Consider the following 17,990-nt stretch of genomic DNA (forward strand, 5'->3'; position numbering starts at 1 on the left):
CGCTAGCGTCGCCGTATGACGGTGACTTGGGAAGACCTCGGGTGGGAGCGCGTGGCCGCCGGGGTGGGGCGGTGCCGGCTGCCGGTGTGGGACTGCACGGCGGGGCTGGTGGTCGGCGACGGCGCCGCCCTCGTGATCGACGCGGGGTCGAGCCTCGCCGAGGGCGCGAAGGTGCGGGCGCAGGCGGGGGCGGCCGCGGGTCACCGTGTGACGCATCTCGCGCTGACCCATCCCCACTTCGACCATGTCTTCGGGGCGGCGGCCTTCACGGACACCGAGGTGTTCGGCGCGGTGGGCGTGGACGCGGTGCTGACGCGGGTGCGGGACCGGGAGGACCTGCGCGCGGACGCGGTGCGCAACGGTCTGGCGGCTGACACGGCCGGGGAGGCGGCGGAGCGGCTGGCCCCGCCCGGCCATCTGGTCTCCGGCGAGTGGACCCTCGATCTGGGCGGCGGCCGGCAGGTCCTGCTGGCGAACGTCGGCCCCGGGCACACCGCGTACGACCTGGCGGTGCTGGTGCCGGGAGATCCGGAGGTGGTGTTCTGCGGCGACCTGGTCGAGGAGTCGGGTGAGCCGCAGGCGGGCCCGGACGCCGTGCCGTCGCACTGGCCGGCCGCCCTGGACCGGCTGCTCGGCCTGGGCGGCGAGGACGCGCTGTACGTCCCCGGTCACGGAGCGGTGGTGGACGCGGCGTTCGTGCGGGCGCAACGCGACGCGCTGGCGGCGCGTTTCGGCGTGTCGCGGTGATCGCCGTTCGCCTTCTCCTATCGTCATTCGAATGCGCCAGTACTCCGCCGATCTGACTCCCCCGTGGAAGAAGCCCAAGCCGGTGCCAGAGGTCGCGGCGGAGCCGGGTCTGGTCGTGGAGGAGCCGGGGACCGGCTTCTGCGGTGCGGTGATCCGCTGCGAGGCGGGCACGGTGACGCTGGAGGACCGCTTCGGCAAGCACCGGGTGTTTCCCCTGGAGCCGCGCGGCTTCCTGCTGGAGGGCAGGGTGGTGACCCTCGTCCGCCCGGCCCCGGGCGGCCCCGCGCGTCCCGCCCGCACGGCCTCCGGGTCGGTCGCCGTCCCCGGCGCGCGCGCCCGCGTGGCCCGCGCCGGCCGCATCTACGTCGAGGGCCGCCACGACGCCGAGCTGGTCGAGAGGGTGTGGGGCGACGACCTGCGCATCGAGGGCGTGGTCGTGGAGTACCTGGAGGGCGTCGACGACCTTCCCTCGATCGTCTCCGAGTTCGCCCCCGGGCCGGACGCCCGCCTCGGCGTCCTGGTCGACCACCTGGTCCCGGGCTCGAAGGAGTGGCGCATCGCCCGGTCCGTCACCAGTGACCACGCCCTGGTCGTGGGCCACCCGTACATCGACGTCTGGGAGGCGGTGAAGCCGTCGTCCCTGGGCATCGGCGCCTGGCCCCGCGTCCCCCGCGGCGAGGACTGGAAGACGGGCGTGTGCAGGGCCCTGGGCTGGCCGGAGAACACGGGGGCGGCCTGGCAGCGGATCCTGTCGGGGGTGCACTCGTACAAGGACCTGGAGCCGGAGCTGCTGGGCAGGGTCGAGGAACTGATCGACTTCGTCACGGCGCCGTAGCCGCGCTCGACTGCGGGCCATCGTGCCGCTGCGGCGGCCCAGGTGGGCGCTGAGGGCGCCCCTGCTCGGGGAGCCCGGGGATTCCCCGGACCCTGGGGATTCCGGGGACCCCGGGGAGCCGGGGAGCCGGGGACCCCGGGGAGCCCGGGGAGTCCGGGGAGCCCGGGGGCCCCGGGAAGCCGGGGAATCCGGGGAATCCGGGGAATCCGGGGAATCCGGGGACCCCGGGAAGCCGGGGAATCCGGGGAATCCGGGGACCCCGGGAAGCCGGGGAATCCGGGGACCCCGGGACCCCGGGGAGGCACCCCGCTACGCCGGGCCGCGCACCCGCCCGGCCGCAGCACCGGCCCCGAGCACCTCAGTCCACGAGATCGCGCACCACCCCGTCCGCCAGCAACCGCCCGCGCAAGGTCAGCACAGCACGGCCCTGCGCATACAGCCCCTCCTGGAGCAATCCTTCGGACAGGGCCCGCCGAGACGCCGCGAGCCCCTCCTCCCGCAGCAGCGACAACGGCGCCCCGTCCCGCAGCCGGAGCTCCAGCAGGATCCGCTCGACCCGCCGGTCCTCCTGCGAGAGCACCTCACGCCCCGCCCCCGGCGACCTCCCCGCAGCCAGCGCGGCCGCGTACGCCCCCGGATGCTTCACGTTCCACCACCGCACCCCGCCCACATGACTGTGCGCACCGGGCCCGGCACCCCACCAGTCGGCCCCGCGCCAGTACAGCTCGTTGTGCAGGCAGCGCCCGGCCTCGGAGGTCGCCCAGTTCGACACCTCGTACCACGCGAAGCCGGCGCCGGAGAGGACCTCGTCCGCGATCAGATACCGGTCGGCGTGGACGTCGTCGTCGGTCATCGGCACCTCGCCCCGGCGGATCCGGCGGGCCAGCTGCGTGCCCTCCTCGACGATCAGGGCGTACGCGCTGACATGGTCCGGTCCGGCGCCCAGCACCGCGTCCAGCGAGGCCCGCCAGTCGTCGTCGGACTCGCCGGGGGTGCCGTAGATCAGGTCGAGGTTGACGTGCTCGAACCCGGCCGCCCGGGCCTCCGCCACACACGCCTCGGGCCGCCCCGGCGTATGCGTGCGGTCCAGCACCTTCAGCACGTGCTGCCGCGCGCTCTGCATCCCGAAGGAGATCCGGTTGAAGCCGCCCTCGCGCAGGGCGGCCAGATACGCGGGATCCACCGACTCCGGGTTCGCCTCGGTCGTGATCTCGGCGTCCGCCGCCAGCCCGAACTCGTCCCGGACGGCCTTCAGCATCCGGACGAGGTCACCGGCGTCCAGCAGCGTGGGCGTCCCCCCGCCCACGAACACCGTCCGCACCGGCCGCGGATCGTCGCCCAGCACCTTGCGCGCCAGCCGGACCTCGTCGGCCAGCGTCTCGGCGTAGTTGTCGCGGGACGCCAGCACGCCGCCGGTGCCGCGCAGCTCGGTCGCGGTGTACGTGTTGAAGTCGCAGTAGCCGCAGCGGGTCGCGCAGTACGGGACGTGCAGATAGAACCCGAGCGGACGATCGGCGGCCCCGGCGAGGGCGGACGCGGGCAGCGCGCCGTCGTCGGGGACGGGCTCGCCGTCGGGGAGTGCGGAAGGCATGCCCTCCATTGTCCAGCACCCGGGCGGTCAGTCCGCCTGGAGCACCAGCAGCGCGAGATCGTCCGCCGGGGGCCGCGCCCCGAAGTCGTGCACCAGCCGCTTGATCCGCTCGGCTATCAGATCCGCGTCCAGCCCGGCGCAGCCGGCCAGCGCCGCCGCGAGACCGTCCCCGTCGTCGAACTGGCGGGAGCCCGAGCGACGCTCGGTCACGCCGTCGGTGACGCACAGCAGCGTGTCGCCGGACCGCAGTTCGAAGGTCTCACTGGTGTAGGTGGCGTCCTCAACAACGCCGAGGAGGGTCTGCGGCGTCGCCGCCGTGTGGACCTCGCCGCCCGCCCCGAGCAGCAGGGGCAGCGGGTGCCCGGCGGAGGCGACGGTGCAGCGGACACCGCCGTCGAAGGGGACGAGTTCCCCGTACAGCAGGGACAGGAAGCGCGTCTGGGGACCGTCGCCGGGCGGGGTCGGCCGCGCGCCCGCGGCGACCAGCGCCCGGGCCGCCGCGTCGGCGGCCTCCGTGGCGTCGTCGAGCAGGAGCTGGTTGAGCCGGTCCAGGACGTCGGCGACCCGGTAGCCCTCGCGGGCCAGCAGCCGCAGCCAGGGCCGGGCCAGGCCGATCACGACGGCCGCCTCGGGCCCCTTGCCCTGGACGTCGCCGACGGCGAAGCACCAGCGGCCGTCACCGGCCGGGAACAGGTCGTAGAAGTCACCGCTCGGCCCGCCCTTGTCGCACGGCTCGTAGACGAGGGCGCTGCGCATGCCGGGGATCTCGGCCACGGCGCCCGGCAGCAGCCCGCGCTGGAGTACGGCGCTGATGGTGGCCTGACGGGCGTACTGCCGGGCGGCGCCGATGGCGAGGGCCACCCGGCGGCTGAGGTCCTCGACGAGGCCGGTGATCTCGTCGGGGAAGCCGGCCGCCCCGGACCGGCCGATGACGAGGGTGCCCAGCGGGCGCCCCCCGGCGACCAGCCGGTACGCGAGGGCCGCGCCCGGCTCACCGGCGTCGTCACCGAGCGCCTCGGCGGGCCAGGGGTAGGCGACGGGCCCGGGCCCGCCCTGCTCCCGACCGCGCTCGAAGGGGGCCGCCCCCATCGGGCCGAACGGTTGCGGCGGGTCCTTCTCCAGGGCGCGGCGCAGCTCCTCGATGCGGTTCTCACTGCCGTGCCACACCCGGGCCAGGCGCGGGCCGCCCGCACCGGCTCCGCCCCTCCAACCGTCGCCGGTGGCCTCGTCCTCCAGCCACACCGCGCACCAGTCGGCCAGCCGGGGCACGATCAGCTGCCCGGCGAGGGCCGCGACCAGGTCCTCGTCGAGCTGTCCGGCGAGCAGGTCGGAGGCCTCGGCGAGGAAGGAGAGGGCGCCGCGGCCGAGCCAGGCGCCGTCGGGACCGTGGCGTCCGTGGCCGTTCTCGTGCCGGTCCCGCCAGTCCCGTAAGTCGTTCCAGTCACGCAGGTCACGGGACTCACGCAGGGCGGGCCAGTCGCGCGCCTCTCCGCCCTCCCGCGAGTCCCACGTCTCCCCGCCCTCCCGCGAGTCCCACAGTTCTCCCCCGGCACGCCAGGCCAGGACGGTCTCCCCCGCCTCGCCGCCCTGGCGTGGTTCCGGCGCCAGGATCTCCGCCACCCGCAGGTGGCGCGCCAGCGCGCGCTCCCCGGCGTACGCCTCGATCTGCTCGCCCGCCGCGCAGCCCGCGGCGGGCAGCCGCGCCCACACGGTCTTGCGCCCCGTGCGGTACGTGATCCCCCACGCCTCGCAGAGCGCGCCGACCAGCCGCAGGCCGCGCCCGTACTCGGGGGTGTCGTGCGGTGTCTCCGGCTCGCTGCCGCGCGGGGCGCGGGAGGGATGGTGGTCGGAGACCTCGACGACGAGCGCGGCCGTGTCCGGGGTGCCGCCTTCGAGCCGGCACTCCACCTCGACGGCGGTGCCGGCGTGCACGACGGCGTTGGTGACGAGTTCGCTGACGACGAGCGCGGCGTCGTCGGCGAGGCGGTCGGTGAGGCGGTCGGTGAGGCGCCCGGCACCGGGCAGGCCGAGCCCGGTCCACTCGACGAGCGCCGCGCGCACCAGGGCGCGGGCGGCGCCCGGCGCGAGAGGGCTGCCGGGCAGGGTCGCGTGCGCCCGCGCGTGCTCCGGCGCGGGCGCCTCGGATGCGGACCCGGGCGTCGCGCGGGCGGTCGCACGCGTATCGGGGGCGAGCGCCCCGGCGGGCGGTGTGATCACCTCAGCGGGCGGTGCGGGCTCCTCGGAAACGGGCCCCTCCTGGACCGGCACGGGCGTCTCCCCAGCGTGTGCAGGCGCCCCTGAGGCACGGGAAGCGGTCTCCCGTTGCGTCGGAATGGCCCCCATGGACAGCTCCCCGGGCAGTTCGTACGAATACGCCACAGTCGATGCCGACAGAGTGACAGACTGACCACGCCCATAAGCGCCGAGTTACCGAAGTGGGCCGCCATGAGTGAGAACAGTGCTACTCCTGTGGTCGAAGACCGGCACGAAGACGGTCAGATTCGTTCATCCGATCTGCGTCCTCTACTCGCCGCCATGACAGCCGCGCGGGACGGCGACTTCGCCAAGGTGCCGGAAACCGGCCATGGGATGGTGGCCGAACTCACCGCGGTCTTCAACCAGATCATGGACCGCAGCATCCATTTCACCACCGAGACCCGACGCGTCAGACGGGAGCTGGTGCGGCACGGCCGGCTCGACGAGCGCCTCTCGGCCAGCCCGGGCCAGGGCCTGTGGACCTCCCGCGTCGACGACGTGAACCAGTTGCTCGACGCCCTGGTCGCCCCGGCGGCGAACGCCACGCGCGTACTGGACGCGGTGGCCGGCGGCGATCTGACCCAGCGGGTCGATCTGCACGACGGCACAAGGGAGTTGCGCGGCGACCTGCGGCGCCTCGGCCGGGCCGTGAACAGGATGGTGGACCAGCTCTCCCTGTTCACCGGCGAGGTGACCCGGGTCGCCCGGGAGGTCGGCACCGAGGGCCGGCTCGGCGGCCGGGCCAAGGTGCAGGGCCTGTCGGGCAGTTGGCGGGACGTGACGGAGGCCGTCAACACGATGGCCGCCCGTCTGACGGCCCAGGTCCGGGACATCGCGGCGGTGACGACGGCGGTGGCCCGCGGCGACCTGACGCGCACGGTCACGGTGGAGGCGACCGGCGAGCTGCTCGAACTGAAGCTGACCGTCAACACGATGGTGGACCAGCTGTCCGCGTTCGCCGACGAGGTCACCCGCGTCGCCCGCGAGGTCGGCACCGAGGGCCGGCTGGGCGGCCGGGCGCAGGTGCGGGGCGTGTCGGGCGTGTGGAAGGACCTCACCGACAACGTCAACTTCATGGCGTCGAACCTGACCTCGCAGGTCCGCAACATCGCCCAGGTGACGACGGCCGTCGCCAACGGCGACCTGTCGCAGAAGATCACGGTCGACGCGCAGGGCGAGATCCTGGAGCTGAAGTCGACCATCAACACGATGGTGGACCAGCTGTCCGCGTTCGCCGACGAGGTCACCCGCGTCGCCCGCGAGGTCGGCACCGAGGGCAACCTCGGCGGCCGGGCTCAGGTCCGGGGCGTCTCGGGCGTGTGGAAGGACCTCACCGACAACGTCAACTTCATGGCCGACAACCTCACCTCCCAGGTCCGCAACATCGCCCTCGTCTCCACCGCCGTCGCCCAGGGCGACCTCGGCAAGAAGATCACGGTGGAGGCCAAGGGCGAGATCCTGGAGCTGAAGTCCACGATCAACACGATGGTGGACCAGCTGTCCGCGTTCGCCGACGAGGTCACCCGCGTCGCCCGCGAGGTCGGCACCGAGGGCAACCTCGGCGGCCAGGCTCAGGTCCGGGGCGCCTCCGGCGTCTGGAAGGACCTCACCGACAACGTCAACTTCATGGCGCTGAACCTGACCTCGCAGGTCCGCAACATCGCCCAGGTGACGACGGCCGTCGCCAACGGCGATCTGTCGAAGAAGATCACGGTCGACGCGCGCGGGGAGATCCTGGAGCTGAAGGACACCGTCAACACGATGGTGGAGCAGTTGCGCGCCTTCGCCGACGAGGTGACCCGGGTGGCCCGCGAGGTCGGCACCGACGGCCGGCTCGGCGGCCGGGCCCAGGTCCTGGGTGTCTCCGGCGTCTGGCGGGACCTGACGGACAACGTCAACTCCATGGCCGACAATCTCACCTCCCAGGTGCGCAACATCGCCCAGGTGGCGACGGCCGTGGCGCAGGGCGACCTGTCCCGGAAGATCGACGTGGACGCGCGCGGCGAGATCCTGGAGCTGAAGACCACCATCAACACCATGGTCGACACGCTGTCCTCGTTCTCCTCGGAGGTCACCCGCGTGGCCCGCGAGGTCGGCAGCGAGGGCCGGCTCGGCGGCCAGGCCCGGGTCGAGGGCGTGTACGGCACCTGGAAGCGCCTGACGACGAAGGTCAACGAACTCGCCTCCAACCTCACCACCCAGGTCCGGGCGATCGCCGAGGTCGCCTCCGCCGTGGCCCAGGGCGACATGTCCCGCTCGATCACGGTGGAGACGCAGGGCGAGGTCGCGGAGCTGAAGGACAACATCAACCTGATGGTGGCCAACCTCCGCGAGACGACCCGCGCGAAGGACTGGCTGGAGTCCAACCTGGCCCGGCTCGCCGCCCTGATGCAGGGCCACCGGGACCTGATGGAGGTCGCCGACCTGATACTCCGCGAGCTGACCCCGCTGGTGAACGCCCAGTACGGCGCGTTCTACCTGGCCGACCCGGACGAGGACGGCGCGGCCGCGCGCACCACCGCGCCGATCAAGGGCCTGGCCTTCATCGCCGGCTACGGCGCCGCCCAGGACACGACCGTCGAGACCGGCGGCCTGCCGGTACACGGTCTGGTCGCGCAGGCGGCCCGGGAGAAGAAGCGGATCCTGGTCGAGGGCGCCCCGCCCGACTACATCAAGATCAACAGCGGGCTGGGCGAGGCGGCTCCGACCACGATCGTCATCATCCCGATCCTCTTCGAGGACAAGCTCCTCGGTGTCATCGAACTCGCCTCGTTCTCGCGCTTCTCCGATGTGCACCTGGCGTTCTTCGACCAGTTCGTCAACACCATCGGCGTCGCCATCAACACCATCATCGCCAACTCCCGGACGGAGTCCCTGCTCGGCGAGTCCCAGCGCCTCGCCACGCAGCTCCAGGAGCGTTCGGACGAACTCCAGAAGCAGCAGGGCGAACTCCAGCGCTCCAACGCCGAACTGGAGGAGAAGGCCGCCCTGCTGGCCACGTCCTCGCAGTACAAGTCGGAGTTCCTGGCGAACATGTCGCACGAGCTGCGCACGCCGCTGAACTCCCTGCTGATCCTGGCCCGGCTGCTCTCCGACAACCCGGACGGCCATCTCTCCGACCAGGAGGTGCAGTTCGCGGCGACGATCCACCGCTCGGGCTCGGACCTCCTGCAGCTGATCAACGACATCCTGGACCTGTCGAAGATCGAGGCCGGCCGCATGGACGTACGCCCCAAACGGCTGCCGCTGATCAAGCTGCTCGACTACGTGCACGCGACGTTCCGCCCCCTCACGATCGACCGCGGGCTCGCCTTCGAGCTGGCGGTGGGTGAGGACGTACCGCGTGAGATGTACTCGGACGAACAGCGGCTCCAGCAGATCCTGCGCAACCTGCTGTCCAACGCGATCAAGTTCACCGCGAACGGCAAGGTCGAGCTGCGGGTGGAGCGGGTGCGGGACGCCGAGCACCGACGGGGGTCCCCCCGGTCGAGGGAAGCCGAGAGGGGCGGAGAAGCCGGGAGTGGGGGAGCCCGGGACACCGACGACGTCGTCGCGTTCGCCGTCTCCGACACGGGCATCGGCATCGCGCCGGAGAAGCTCCCGGTGATCTTCGAGGCGTTCCAGCAGGCCGACGGCACCACCAACCGCAAGTACGGCGGGACCGGCCTCGGCCTGTCCATCAGCCGGGAGATCGCGGGCCTGCTCGGCGGCCGGATCGTCGCCGAGAGCGAACCCGGCAGGGGCTCCACGTTCACCCTCTATGTCCCCGTCGTCTGCCCGGGTCACCCGGCTCCCGTGCCGCTGCCCGAGGAGCGCACCGACCCGCCCCCGCCGCTCCGGTCGGACGCCGGGCCCCTTCCCGTGGCGCACGACACGGACGAGGCGTGGCCCACGCCGACCAGGCTGGAGGCGTGGACGTCCGGCAGGCCGGGCCGGATCCTGGCCGGGCGGCGGGTGCTGATCGTGGACGACGACATCCGCAACGTCTTCGCCCTCACCCATGTCCTGGGCCGGGTCGGCATGACCGTGCTGTACGCGGAGAACGGCCGCGAGGGCATCGAGACACTGGAGCGCAGCCCGGACGTCGAACTGGTCCTGATGGACATCATGATGCCGGAGATGGACGGTTACGAGACCATCTCCGCGATCCGCCGCACACCCCGCTGGGCGGGCCTTCCCATCGTGGCGCTGACCGCCAAGGCCATGCCCGGCGACCGGGAGAAGTCCATCGCCCGCGGCGCCAACGACTACGTGCCCAAGCCGGTGGACATCGACGGCCTGCTGACGGTCGTGTGCGCACTGCTGGACACCGAGGGCGCGGAAGAAGAGGCATGAGCGGCACGGCCCCTCACCCCGAACGCGCCGGAATCCTCCTCGTCGACGACATGGAGGACAACCTGACGGCCCTGGAGGCCGTCCTGGCCTGCCTGAACGAGCCGCTGGTGCGGGCCCGTTCGGGCGAGGAGGCGATGAAGGCCCTGCCGCGGCGGCCGATCGCCCTGGTCCTGCTCGACATCCGCATGCCCGGCATGGACGGCTTCGAGACGGCCGCCCACATCAGACGCCTCGACCAGACCCGGAAGGTGCCGATCGTCTTCCTCACCGGCGCGGACGACGACTCGGGCTACGCCTTCCGCGGTTACGCGACCGGCGCCGCCGACTACGTGACCAAGCCCTTCGACCCGTGGGTCCTCAGGGCCAAGGTCAGCGTCTTCCTGGACCTCTACCGCACGGGCCGGGAGGTGGAACGCCTCAGGGCGGAGATCCAGGAGTTGCGGCGCCGGGTCGATCCGGGGGCCTGAGCGGCCCCTCCTACCGCTCGCGAGAGCCGTCGTACATCTCCTCGATCAGATGCTTGTACTCCCGCTCCACCACCGGCCGCTTCAGCTTCAGGCTCGGCGTGATCTCACCGTGCTCCACATCGAGGTCCCGGGGCAGGAGCCGGAACTTCTTGATGGTCTGCCACCGCTGAAGCCCCTCGTTGAGCTGCTTCACATACCCGTCGACCATCTCGATGGTCACCGGCGCGGCGACGATCTCCGCGTACGACTTCCCCGCGAGCCCGTTTTCCTTGGCCCACTCGGTGATCGAGAGCTCGTCCAGCGCGATGAGCGCCGTGCAGAAGTTCCGGTCGGCCCCGTGCACCAGGATGTTGGACACGTACGGACACACCGCCTTGAACTGTCCCTCGACCTCCGCCGGGGCGATGTACTTGCCGCCCGAGGTCTTGATGAGGTCCTTCTTGCGGTCGGTGATCCGCAGGTACCCGTCGGGCGACAGCTCCCCGATGTCCCCGGTGTGGAACCAGCCGTCCGGCTCCAGCACCTCGGCGGTCTTCTCGGGCAGCTTGTGGTAGCCCTCCATGATGCCCGGGCCGCGCAGCAGGATCTCCCCGTCGTCGGCGATCCGCACCTCCGTGCCGGGCAGCGGCTTGCCGACGGTGCCGGTGCGGTAGGCCTCGCCCGGGTTCACGAAGGACGCCGCCGAGGACTCGGTCAGTCCGTAGCCCTCCAGGATGTGGATGCCGGCACCCGCGAAGAAGTAGCCGATCTCCGGCGACAGCGCGGCGGAACCGGAGACGCAGGCCCGCAGGTTCCCGCCGAAGGCGTCACGGATCTTGGCGAACACCAGCGCGTCGGCCACCTTGTGCTTCGCGCCCAGCCCGAACGGCACGGACGCGGTCCCCGTCCGGCGGAAGTTGTCCTGGGAGACCTTGGCGTACTCGCGGGCCACCTCGGCCGCCCACTGGAAGATCTTGTACTTGGCGCCGCCGGCGGCGCGGGCCTTCGCGGCCACGCCGTTGTAGACCTTCTCGAAGATGCGCGGGACGGCCGCCATGTACGTCGGCTGCACCACCGGCAGATTCTCGATGATCTTGTCGACCCGGCCGTCCACGGCGGTGACGTGCCCGACCTCGATCTGCCCGGAGGTGAGCACCTTGCCGAAGACGTGCGCGAGGGGCAGCCACAGGTACTGCACGTCCTCGGTGCTGACCAGTCCGGTCGCGGCGATCGCCTTCGCCATGTACGACCAGTTGTCGTGCGGCAGGCGCACCCCCTTGGGGCGGCCCGTGGTGCCGGAGGTGTAGATGAGCGTGGCCAGCTGGTCCTTGGTGAGCGCGCCGACCCGGTCCTTGACCAGGTCCGGGTCCTTCTCCAGCCGGGCCGCGCCGCGCTTCTCCAGTTCGTCCAGGGTGAGGATCCAGTCGGCGGTCTCGACACCGGCCGGGTCCACGACCACGACATGCGTCAGCTCGGGCAGCTCGGCGCGCTTCTCCTTCACCTTGGCCAGCTGCTCGGCGTTCTCCGCGATCAGCACCCGGCTCTCGGAGTCCGACAGGATGTATGCGGACTCGTCGGCGTTGGTCTGCGGGTACACCGTGGTCGTGGCGGCGCCGGCGCACATGATGCCGAGGTCGGCCAGGATCCACTCGATCCGGGTACTGGAGGCCAGGGCGACGCGCTGCTCGGGCTGCACGCCCAGCTCGATGAGCCCCGCCGCGATGGCGTAGACCCGCACGGCGGCCTGCCCCCAGCTCAGCGATTTCCACTCGTCGGGCCCCTGGCCCGCCGGTGACGGGACCGGATACCGATAGGCCTCGGCGTCCGGCGTGGCCGCCACGCGCTCCAGGAAGAGGCCCGCCACGGAGGGCGGACGGTTCTCGATCAGGGTCTGTGTGTCGCTCACGACATCCTCCGGGGCCCGCGACGGTGCGGCTGGCTCAGGTGCGGCTGGGTTCACTCACGAGCCCTTGTTTAACTCGTGAGTAACTATCGAGCAGGGACAGAGTAAAGGGCGACCGGCCCTTGCGTAAGGGTCAGCGGCCTGTCACTTCACCCAGAGAGCTACCCCGATACGCCCAGGGACCCGCCGCATTTCACGCGACGAGCCCCTGTTCAACCCGGATTGCGGTGTAACCCACGGTATCCGCGACTACTTCTTGCCCTTGCCCGACCCCGCGCTGTCATCACTCGACAGGACGGCGATGAAGGCCTCCTGCGGAACCTCTACGGAACCCACCATCTTCATCCGCTTCTTGCCCTCCTTCTGCTTCTCCAGCAGCTTCCGCTTACGGGAGATGTCACCGCCGTAGCACTTGGCGAGGACGTCCTTGCGGATGGCACGGATGGTTTCGCGGGCGATGACCCGCGAGCCGATGGCCGCCTGGACCGGCACCTCGAACGCCTGCCGCGGGATGAGCTCCTTGAGCTTGGCGACGAGCCGCACGCCGTACGCGTACGCCTGGTCCTTGTGGGTGATCGCCGAGAAGGCGTCGACCTTGTCGCCGTGCAGCAGGATGTCGACCTTGACCAGGCTGGAGGTCTGCTCGCCGGTGGGCTCGTAGTCGAGCGAGGCGTAGCCGCGGGTCTTGGACTTCAGCTGGTCGAAGAAGTCGAAGACGATCTCGGCGAGCGGCAGGGTGTAGCGGATTTCGACCCGGTCCTCGGAGAGGTAGTCCATGCCGAGCAGGACACCGCGCCGGGTCTGGCACAGTTCCATGATCGAGCCGATGAACTCGCTGGGCGCCAGGATGGTGGCCCGCACGACCGGCTCGTAGACCTCCGAGATCTTGCCCTCGGGGAACTCGCTCGGGTTGGTGACGGTGTGCTCGGTGCCGTCCTCCATGAGGACGCGGTAGACCACGTTCGGCGCGGTGGCGATCAGGTCGAGGCCGAACTCGCGCTCCAGCCGCTCGCGGATCACGTCCAGGTGCAGCAGGCCGAGGAAACCGACGCGGAAACCGAAGCCGAGGGCCGCGGAGGTCTCCGGCTCGTACACCAGCGCGGCGTCGTTGAGCTGGAGCTTGTCCAGGGCCTCGCGCAGCTCCGGGTAGTCGGAGCCGTCCAGCGGATACAGGCCCGAGAAGACCATGGGCTTGGGGTCCTTGTAGCCGCCGAGCGCCTCCTCGGCCCCCTTGGACTGGCTGGTGACGGTGTCACCGACCTTGGACTGGCGCACGTCCTTCACACCGGTGATGAGGTAACCCACCTCGCCGACGCCGAGCCCGTCCGCGGCGAGCATCTCGGGCGAGTTCGTCCCGATCTCCAGCAGCTCGTGGGTGGCGTTGGTGGACATCATCCGGATGCGCTCGCGCCTGTTGAGCTGCCCGTCGATGACGCGGACGTACGTCACGACACCGCGGTAGGAGTCGTAGACCGAGTCGAAGATCATGGCGCGGGCAGGGGCGTCCTTGACGCCGACCGGGGCCGGGACCTCGGCGACGACCTTGTCGAGCAGCGCCTCGACGCCCAGACCGGTCTTGGCGGAGACCTTCAGCACGTCGTCGGGGTCGCAGCCGATGAGGTTGGCGAGCTCCTCGGAGAACTTCTCCGGTTGGGCGGCCGGCAGGTCGATCTTGTTCAGCACAGGGATGATCTTGAGGTCGTTCTCCATCGCCAGGTACAGGTTGGCGAGGGTCTGCGCCTCGATGCCCTGGGCCGCGTCGACGAGGAGCACGGTGCCCTCGCAGGCCGCGAGCGACCGCGAGACCTCGTAGGTGAAGTCGACGTGCCCGGGGGTGTCGATCATGTTGAGGATGTGCGTGTTGCTCTTGTCATGGGTCGGAGCCCAGGGCAGACGCACCGCCTGTGACTTGATCGTGATGCCGCGCTCGCGCTCGATGTCCATGCGGTCGAGGTACTGGGCGCGCATCTGCCGGTGCTCGACCACTCCGGTCAGCTGGAGCATCCGGTCGGCGAGCGTGGACTTGCCGTGGTCGATGTGCGCGATGATGCAGAAGTTGCGGATCAGAGCCGGGTCGGTACGGCTCGGCTCGGGCACGTGGCTGGGGATCGCGGGCACGCAGGGTCCTGATTCTTGAGGCGTCCGCAGTGTCTGCGGTCTCGGGTCGGATCGATACGTAGCCTCCATCGTCCCACGGGTGGCGACCACGGACGGGTTTGGGCCGTGGATGGGGCCACTGGTAGCCTGGGTGGCTGTGCCTCATGCCCTCTCGCACGAGGCACGACCTCAAGAAATCACCCGGTGCGGTCGTCGTGCGGTATCCGTGCGGTCTCGTGCCAGAACCTGAGAAGGCTCATTCGTGGCGAACATCAAGTCCCAGATCAAGCGGATCAAGACCAACGAGAAGGCGCGGCTGCGCAACAAGGCCGTCAAGTCCTCCCTGAAGACCGCGATCCGCAAGGCCCGTGAGGCTGCTGCCGCGGGTGACGTCGAGAAGGCCACCGAGTACCAGCGCGTCGCCGCGCGTCAGCTCGACAAGGCCGTCTCCAAGGGCGTCATCCACAAGAACCAGGCCGCCAACAAGAAGTCGGCGCTGGCTTCGAAGGTCGACGCGCTCAAGGGCTGACATCTGATGTGACGCCGGAGGGAATCGAGCGGGCCCTCTCTCATCCGCTCCCGTCCGGCACCCCTCGGATCCGCGCGCGGCCTGCGTTCGCCACGCGGGCGCGGATCCAGCAGCTTGAATCGAAGGCCGGGTGCCCTCCTGTTCCCCATGGGACGGCAACCCGGCCTTCGGCCTGTTCAGGACCAGAATTCGTTGCTCCTGTCGATGTCCTCGACGCATTCGTCGAGGTCGGTGACCTTGTCGTCGACGATCCGGAAGATGATGCAGCCGGTGTCGTCGAGGCGCTTGCCGTTGCGCTCGGCCGTGAAGCGGCTCACGCCGACCGCGTGACCGCGGCCGTCGACACAGATATTGATGAGGTCGGCGCGCATCGTCCCGTTCGTCTCCGCGCCGAGCCGCTCGTACATCTCGATGATCGAGTCCACTCCCTTGAAGTCGCCCGACAACGGGTGATCTCCCGGGACGTGGTGTGAGGCGTCCGAGGCCATCAGTCCGCGCAGGGTGTCCATGTCACCGCGCGAGAAGGCCTCGAATCCCTTGCGGACCAGTGCTGCGTGCGGGTGTTCAGCCATGACCCTCGCCACCTTTCCGTCACTTGGCGACGTACGGCTGATACACCCGATTCTCCTCTTCGGCAGGAGGAGGGCGACTCGATCACGGCACAGGGGAGACATGGACGCGGACGGCACGAGCGCACCGGTCCTGGTCCGCGCGGCGACCGGGCTCCCCGCCCGGGACCTGGAGCGGGCACGGCGTTTCTCCTCCGAGAAACGCGGTCTGGATCCCGTCGACGAACACCCCCGGCCGGCTGCCCTACGGCGCGGCGGCACGGAGTCCGCCCTCTTCCGACAAGAAGCACGGTCTGGATCCCGTCGACGAACACCCCCGGCCGGCTGCCCTACGGCGCGGCGGCACGGAGTCCGCCCTCTTCCGATGACGAGGGCCTCGTCCGGCACCTTCACAGATGGCGGGTCAGCCCCGGCCCCTGGAGCGGGCCGCCCGGGCGATGGTGACCACTGCCTTCTCCAGCGCGTACTCGGGGTCGTCGCCGCCGCCCTTCACCCCGGCGTCCGCCTCGGCCACGGCCCGCAGCGCGACCGACACCCCGTCCGGGGTCCAGCCCCGCATCTGCTGCCGCACGCGGTCGATCTTCCAGGGCGGCATCCCCAGCTCCCGCGCGAGATCGGCCGGCCGGCCGCCGCGCGCGGACGACAGCTTCCCGATCGCCCGGACTCCCTGCGCGAGCGCGCTGGTGATCATCACCGGCGCCACCCCGGTCGCCAGCGACCAGCGCAACGCCTCCAGGGCCTCCGCGGCCCGCCCCTCGACCGCACGGTCGGCGACCGTGAAGCTCGACGCCTCGGCCCGCCCGGTGTAGTACCGCCCGACGACCGCCTCGTCGATCGTCCCCTCGACGTCGGCGACCAGCTGGGACACCGCGGAGGCCAGCTCCCGCAGATCGCTGCCGATCGCGTCGACGAGTGCCTGGCAGGCCTCCGGCGTGGCGGACCTCCCCGTCACCCTGAACTCGCCCCGCACGAACGCCAGCCGGTCCGCCGGCTTCGTCATCTTCGGGCAGGCCACCTCACGCGCCCCCGCCTTGCGCGCCGCGTCGAGCAGCCCTTTGCCCTTGGCCCCGCCGGCGTGCAGCAGCACCAGGGTGATCTCCTCGGCGGGGGACCCGAGATACGCCTTCACGTCCTTGATCGTGTCGGCCGACAGATCCTGCGCGTTGCGTACGACCACGACCTTGCGCTCCGCGAAGAGCGACGGGCTCGTCAGCTCGGCGAGCGTGCCGGGCTGCAGCTGGTCCGGGGTCAGGTCCCGCACGTCCGTGTCGGCGTCGGCGGCCTTCGCCGCGGCCACCACCTCCCGCACGGCACGGTCGAGGAGCAGGTCTTCCTGGCCCACGGCGAGCGTCAGCGGGGCGAGGGGGTCGTCGTTCGCAGTCTTCCTGGCCATCGCGACAAGCATCCCACGCGCCACTGACATCGGGCCCCGGCGGACCCGGAGGCCCCCCGCGCACGACCCGGGCGCCTACGGTTCCTCCCGCCAGCCCTCCCATTCGCCGGCCAGCCGGTCCAGCTCCCCGGGGTCCAGCCGTCCGTCCTCGTCCCGCAGGACGACCAGCCACTGCGCGTCCTCGGCATCGTCCTCACCGGCCAGCGCGTCCCGCACCAGCTGCGGCTCCTCGGCGACCCCGAACCTCTCCCGCAGCGCGTCCACCACCTCTTCCGCGGCATCACGGTCGGGCAGTACCAGCACATGTCGCACGTCACTCACGCCGGACATTGTCCGACACGGCACGGCGGCCCGGCCGCTCAGGCCTTGCGCACGACCTGCACATCGAGTTCGACCCCGATACTCGGCCCCACCACCGCGATGCCCCGCGCCAGCATCGTCTGCCAGCTCATGGTGAAGTCGTCCCGGTGCAGCTCGGTCGTGGCCCGGCAGGCCGCCCGCACCTCGCCCTCCATGCCGTTGCCCAGCCCGAGGTACTCCGTGTCCAGCGTGACCGTCCGCGTCACGCCGTGCAGCGACAGCGCCCCGGTCACGGCCCACCGGTTCCCGCCCTTGTGCACGAACCGCTCGCTGTAGAACTCCAGGGTCGGGAACCTCTCGACGTCCAGGAAGTCCGCCGACCGGAGGTGGTCGTCGCGCATCCTCATGTTGGTGTCGATGGACGCCGCGTCGATCACCACGTGCATCGCCGACCGCTCCATCGAATCGGCGACCCGTATGACGCCCGCGAACGACGTGAACCGCCCGTGGATCCGGGCCAGTCCGATGTGCCGCGCGGTGAAGCCCACCGAGGAGTGCGCGGGCTCGATCTCCCAGTCACCGGCATCGGGAAGCTCCGGCGGCCGGGCCAGATGCAGCGTCACGTCCCCGAGCGACGCGAGGGCGTTCTCCGCGACCTGCGTGGTCGCCCGGTACGGCGTGTATCCCTCCGCCGACACCGCGAGCCGGTACTCCCCCGCGGGCAGCGTCGTCATGAACGACCCGTACGGATCCGCTCCCCCGCTGACCACCGGCCGCCCCACGGCGTCCGTGACCGCGAACTCGGCGTGGGTGACCGGCTCGTTGACCGGGTCCAGCACCCGGCAGGCCAGCACCCCGGCGCTCGGCGGTGTCGGCACCCCCGCCAGGGGGCTCGTCCGTTGCACCCGGTCGGTGCGGCTTCCCCGCCAGCGGCCGATCATCACGACTCCCCTGAATGACTCGAAATCGCCTGTTGATCACTGTTGATC

General features: G+C 71.1%; 13 protein-coding genes. 5 read left to right on the plus strand and 8 right to left on the minus strand.

The window, feature by feature from the left end:
• Window positions 1-15 precede the first annotated feature (15 nt).
• Window positions 16-747: an MBL fold metallo-hydrolase gene (locus tag ABTX62_RS18720; RefSeq protein ID WP_352117185.1), complete on the plus strand. Its 732-nt coding sequence runs from the start codon at window positions 16-18 to the stop codon at window positions 745-747.
• A gap of 31 nt (window positions 748-778) precedes the next feature.
• Window positions 779-1,582 carry a DUF3097 domain-containing protein gene (locus tag ABTX62_RS18725; protein ID WP_352117186.1) on the plus strand — a complete coding sequence of 268 codons (804 nt, stop codon included), beginning with the start codon at window positions 779-781 and terminating at the stop codon, window positions 1,580-1,582.
• 358 nt (window positions 1,583-1,940) lie between these two features.
• Here ABTX62_RS18725 and hemW read toward each other — a convergent pair whose 3' ends face one another.
• Window positions 1,941-3,173, minus strand: a complete 1,233-nt coding sequence (gene hemW / locus ABTX62_RS18730) for a radical SAM family heme chaperone HemW (protein WP_352117187.1) — start codon at window positions 3,171-3,173, stop codon at window positions 1,941-1,943.
• A 27-nt stretch (window positions 3,174-3,200) separates the two neighbouring features.
• Window positions 3,201-5,516, minus strand: coding sequence for a SpoIIE family protein phosphatase (locus tag ABTX62_RS18735; protein ID WP_502997974.1), 2,316 nt, complete (start codon window positions 5,514-5,516; stop codon window positions 3,201-3,203).
• Window positions 5,517-5,708: 192 nt separating this feature from the next.
• Between ABTX62_RS18735 and ABTX62_RS18740 the strand changes: the two genes are divergently transcribed.
• Window positions 5,709-9,764, plus strand: coding sequence for a HAMP domain-containing protein (locus ABTX62_RS18740; protein ID WP_502997975.1), 4,056 nt, complete (start codon window positions 5,709-5,711; stop codon window positions 9,762-9,764).
• A complete protein-coding gene (locus tag ABTX62_RS18745) occupies window positions 9,761-10,231 on the plus strand; it encodes a response regulator (RefSeq protein ID WP_352117190.1) in 471 nt (156 codons plus the stop codon). Before ABTX62_RS18740 ends, ABTX62_RS18745 begins: the two co-directional genes overlap by 4 nt.
• A 10-nt stretch (window positions 10,232-10,241) precedes the next feature.
• Here the strand turns inward: ABTX62_RS18745 and ABTX62_RS18750 are convergent, their stop codons facing one another.
• The gene (locus tag ABTX62_RS18750; protein WP_352117191.1) at window positions 10,242-12,116 is read right to left on the minus strand and encodes an AMP-dependent synthetase/ligase; all 1,875 of its coding nucleotides are present in this window, start codon (window positions 12,114-12,116) and stop codon (window positions 10,242-10,244) included.
• Between the two features lie 246 nt (window positions 12,117-12,362).
• On the minus strand, window positions 12,363-14,231 hold the full coding sequence (gene lepA / locus ABTX62_RS18755) for a translation elongation factor 4 (protein ID WP_352117192.1): 1,869 nt from the start codon (window positions 14,229-14,231) through the stop codon (window positions 12,363-12,365).
• A gap of 241 nt (window positions 14,232-14,472) precedes the next feature.
• Between lepA and rpsT the strand changes: the two genes are divergently transcribed.
• Window positions 14,473-14,739 (plus strand): 30S ribosomal protein S20, encoded by a 267-nt coding sequence (gene rpsT / locus ABTX62_RS18760; protein WP_053669127.1) that lies wholly within the window; start codon window positions 14,473-14,475, stop codon window positions 14,737-14,739.
• Window positions 14,740-14,915: 176 nt separating this feature from the next.
• On the opposite strand, the gene ABTX62_RS18765 is transcribed toward rpsT, so the two are convergent.
• The 4 genes from ABTX62_RS18765 to ABTX62_RS18780 form a co-directional block, all read right to left on the minus strand.
• Window positions 14,916-15,311, minus strand: a complete 396-nt coding sequence (locus ABTX62_RS18765) for a nuclear transport factor 2 family protein (RefSeq protein WP_352117193.1) — start codon at window positions 15,309-15,311, stop codon at window positions 14,916-14,918.
• Window positions 15,312-15,711: 400 nt separating this feature from the next.
• Complete coding sequence (gene holA / locus ABTX62_RS18770; protein ID WP_283971261.1) at window positions 15,712-16,701, minus strand: DNA polymerase III subunit delta; 990 nt, start codon at window positions 16,699-16,701, stop codon at window positions 15,712-15,714.
• Between the two features lie 75 nt (window positions 16,702-16,776).
• Window positions 16,777-17,022: a hypothetical protein gene (locus tag ABTX62_RS18775; protein ID WP_352117194.1), complete on the minus strand. Its 246-nt coding sequence runs from the start codon at window positions 17,020-17,022 to the stop codon at window positions 16,777-16,779.
• 38 nt (window positions 17,023-17,060) lie between these two features.
• Window positions 17,061-17,942, minus strand: a complete 882-nt coding sequence (locus ABTX62_RS18780; protein ID WP_352117195.1) for a YceI family protein — start codon at window positions 17,940-17,942, stop codon at window positions 17,061-17,063.
• Window positions 17,943-17,990 lie beyond the last annotated feature (48 nt).

The sequence above is a fragment of the Streptomyces sp. NPDC096046 genome, assembly GCF_040303285.1.
Lineage (GTDB): Bacteria > Actinomycetota > Actinomycetes > Streptomycetales > Streptomycetaceae > Streptomyces.

What these genes read in the sequence shown, in the direction of transcription:
- ABTX62_RS18720 (WP_352117185.1), top strand. Translation starts at nt 16, where the DNA reads ATGACGGTGACTTGGGAAGACCTCGGGTGGGAGCGCGTGGCCGCCGGG.
- ABTX62_RS18725 (WP_352117186.1), top strand. Translation starts at nt 779, where the DNA reads ATGCGCCAGTACTCCGCCGATCTGACTCCCCCGTGGAAGAAGCCCAAG.
- hemW (WP_352117187.1), bottom strand. Translation starts at nt 3,173, where the DNA reads ATGCCTTCCGCACTCCCCGACGGCGAGCCCGTCCCCGACGACGGCGCG.
- ABTX62_RS18735 (WP_502997974.1), bottom strand. Translation starts at nt 5,516, where the DNA reads ATGGGGGCCATTCCGACGCAACGGGAGACCGCTTCCCGTGCCTCAGGG.
- ABTX62_RS18740 (WP_502997975.1), top strand. Translation starts at nt 5,709, where the DNA reads ATGACAGCCGCGCGGGACGGCGACTTCGCCAAGGTGCCGGAAACCGGC.
- ABTX62_RS18745 (WP_352117190.1), top strand. Translation starts at nt 9,761, where the DNA reads ATGAGCGGCACGGCCCCTCACCCCGAACGCGCCGGAATCCTCCTCGTC.
- ABTX62_RS18765 (WP_352117193.1), bottom strand. Translation starts at nt 15,311, where the DNA reads ATGGCTGAACACCCGCACGCAGCACTGGTCCGCAAGGGATTCGAGGCC.
- holA (WP_283971261.1), bottom strand. Translation starts at nt 16,701, where the DNA reads ATGGCCAGGAAGACTGCGAACGACGACCCCCTCGCCCCGCTGACGCTC.
- ABTX62_RS18780 (WP_352117195.1), bottom strand. Translation starts at nt 17,942, where the DNA reads ATGATCGGCCGCTGGCGGGGAAGCCGCACCGACCGGGTGCAACGGACG.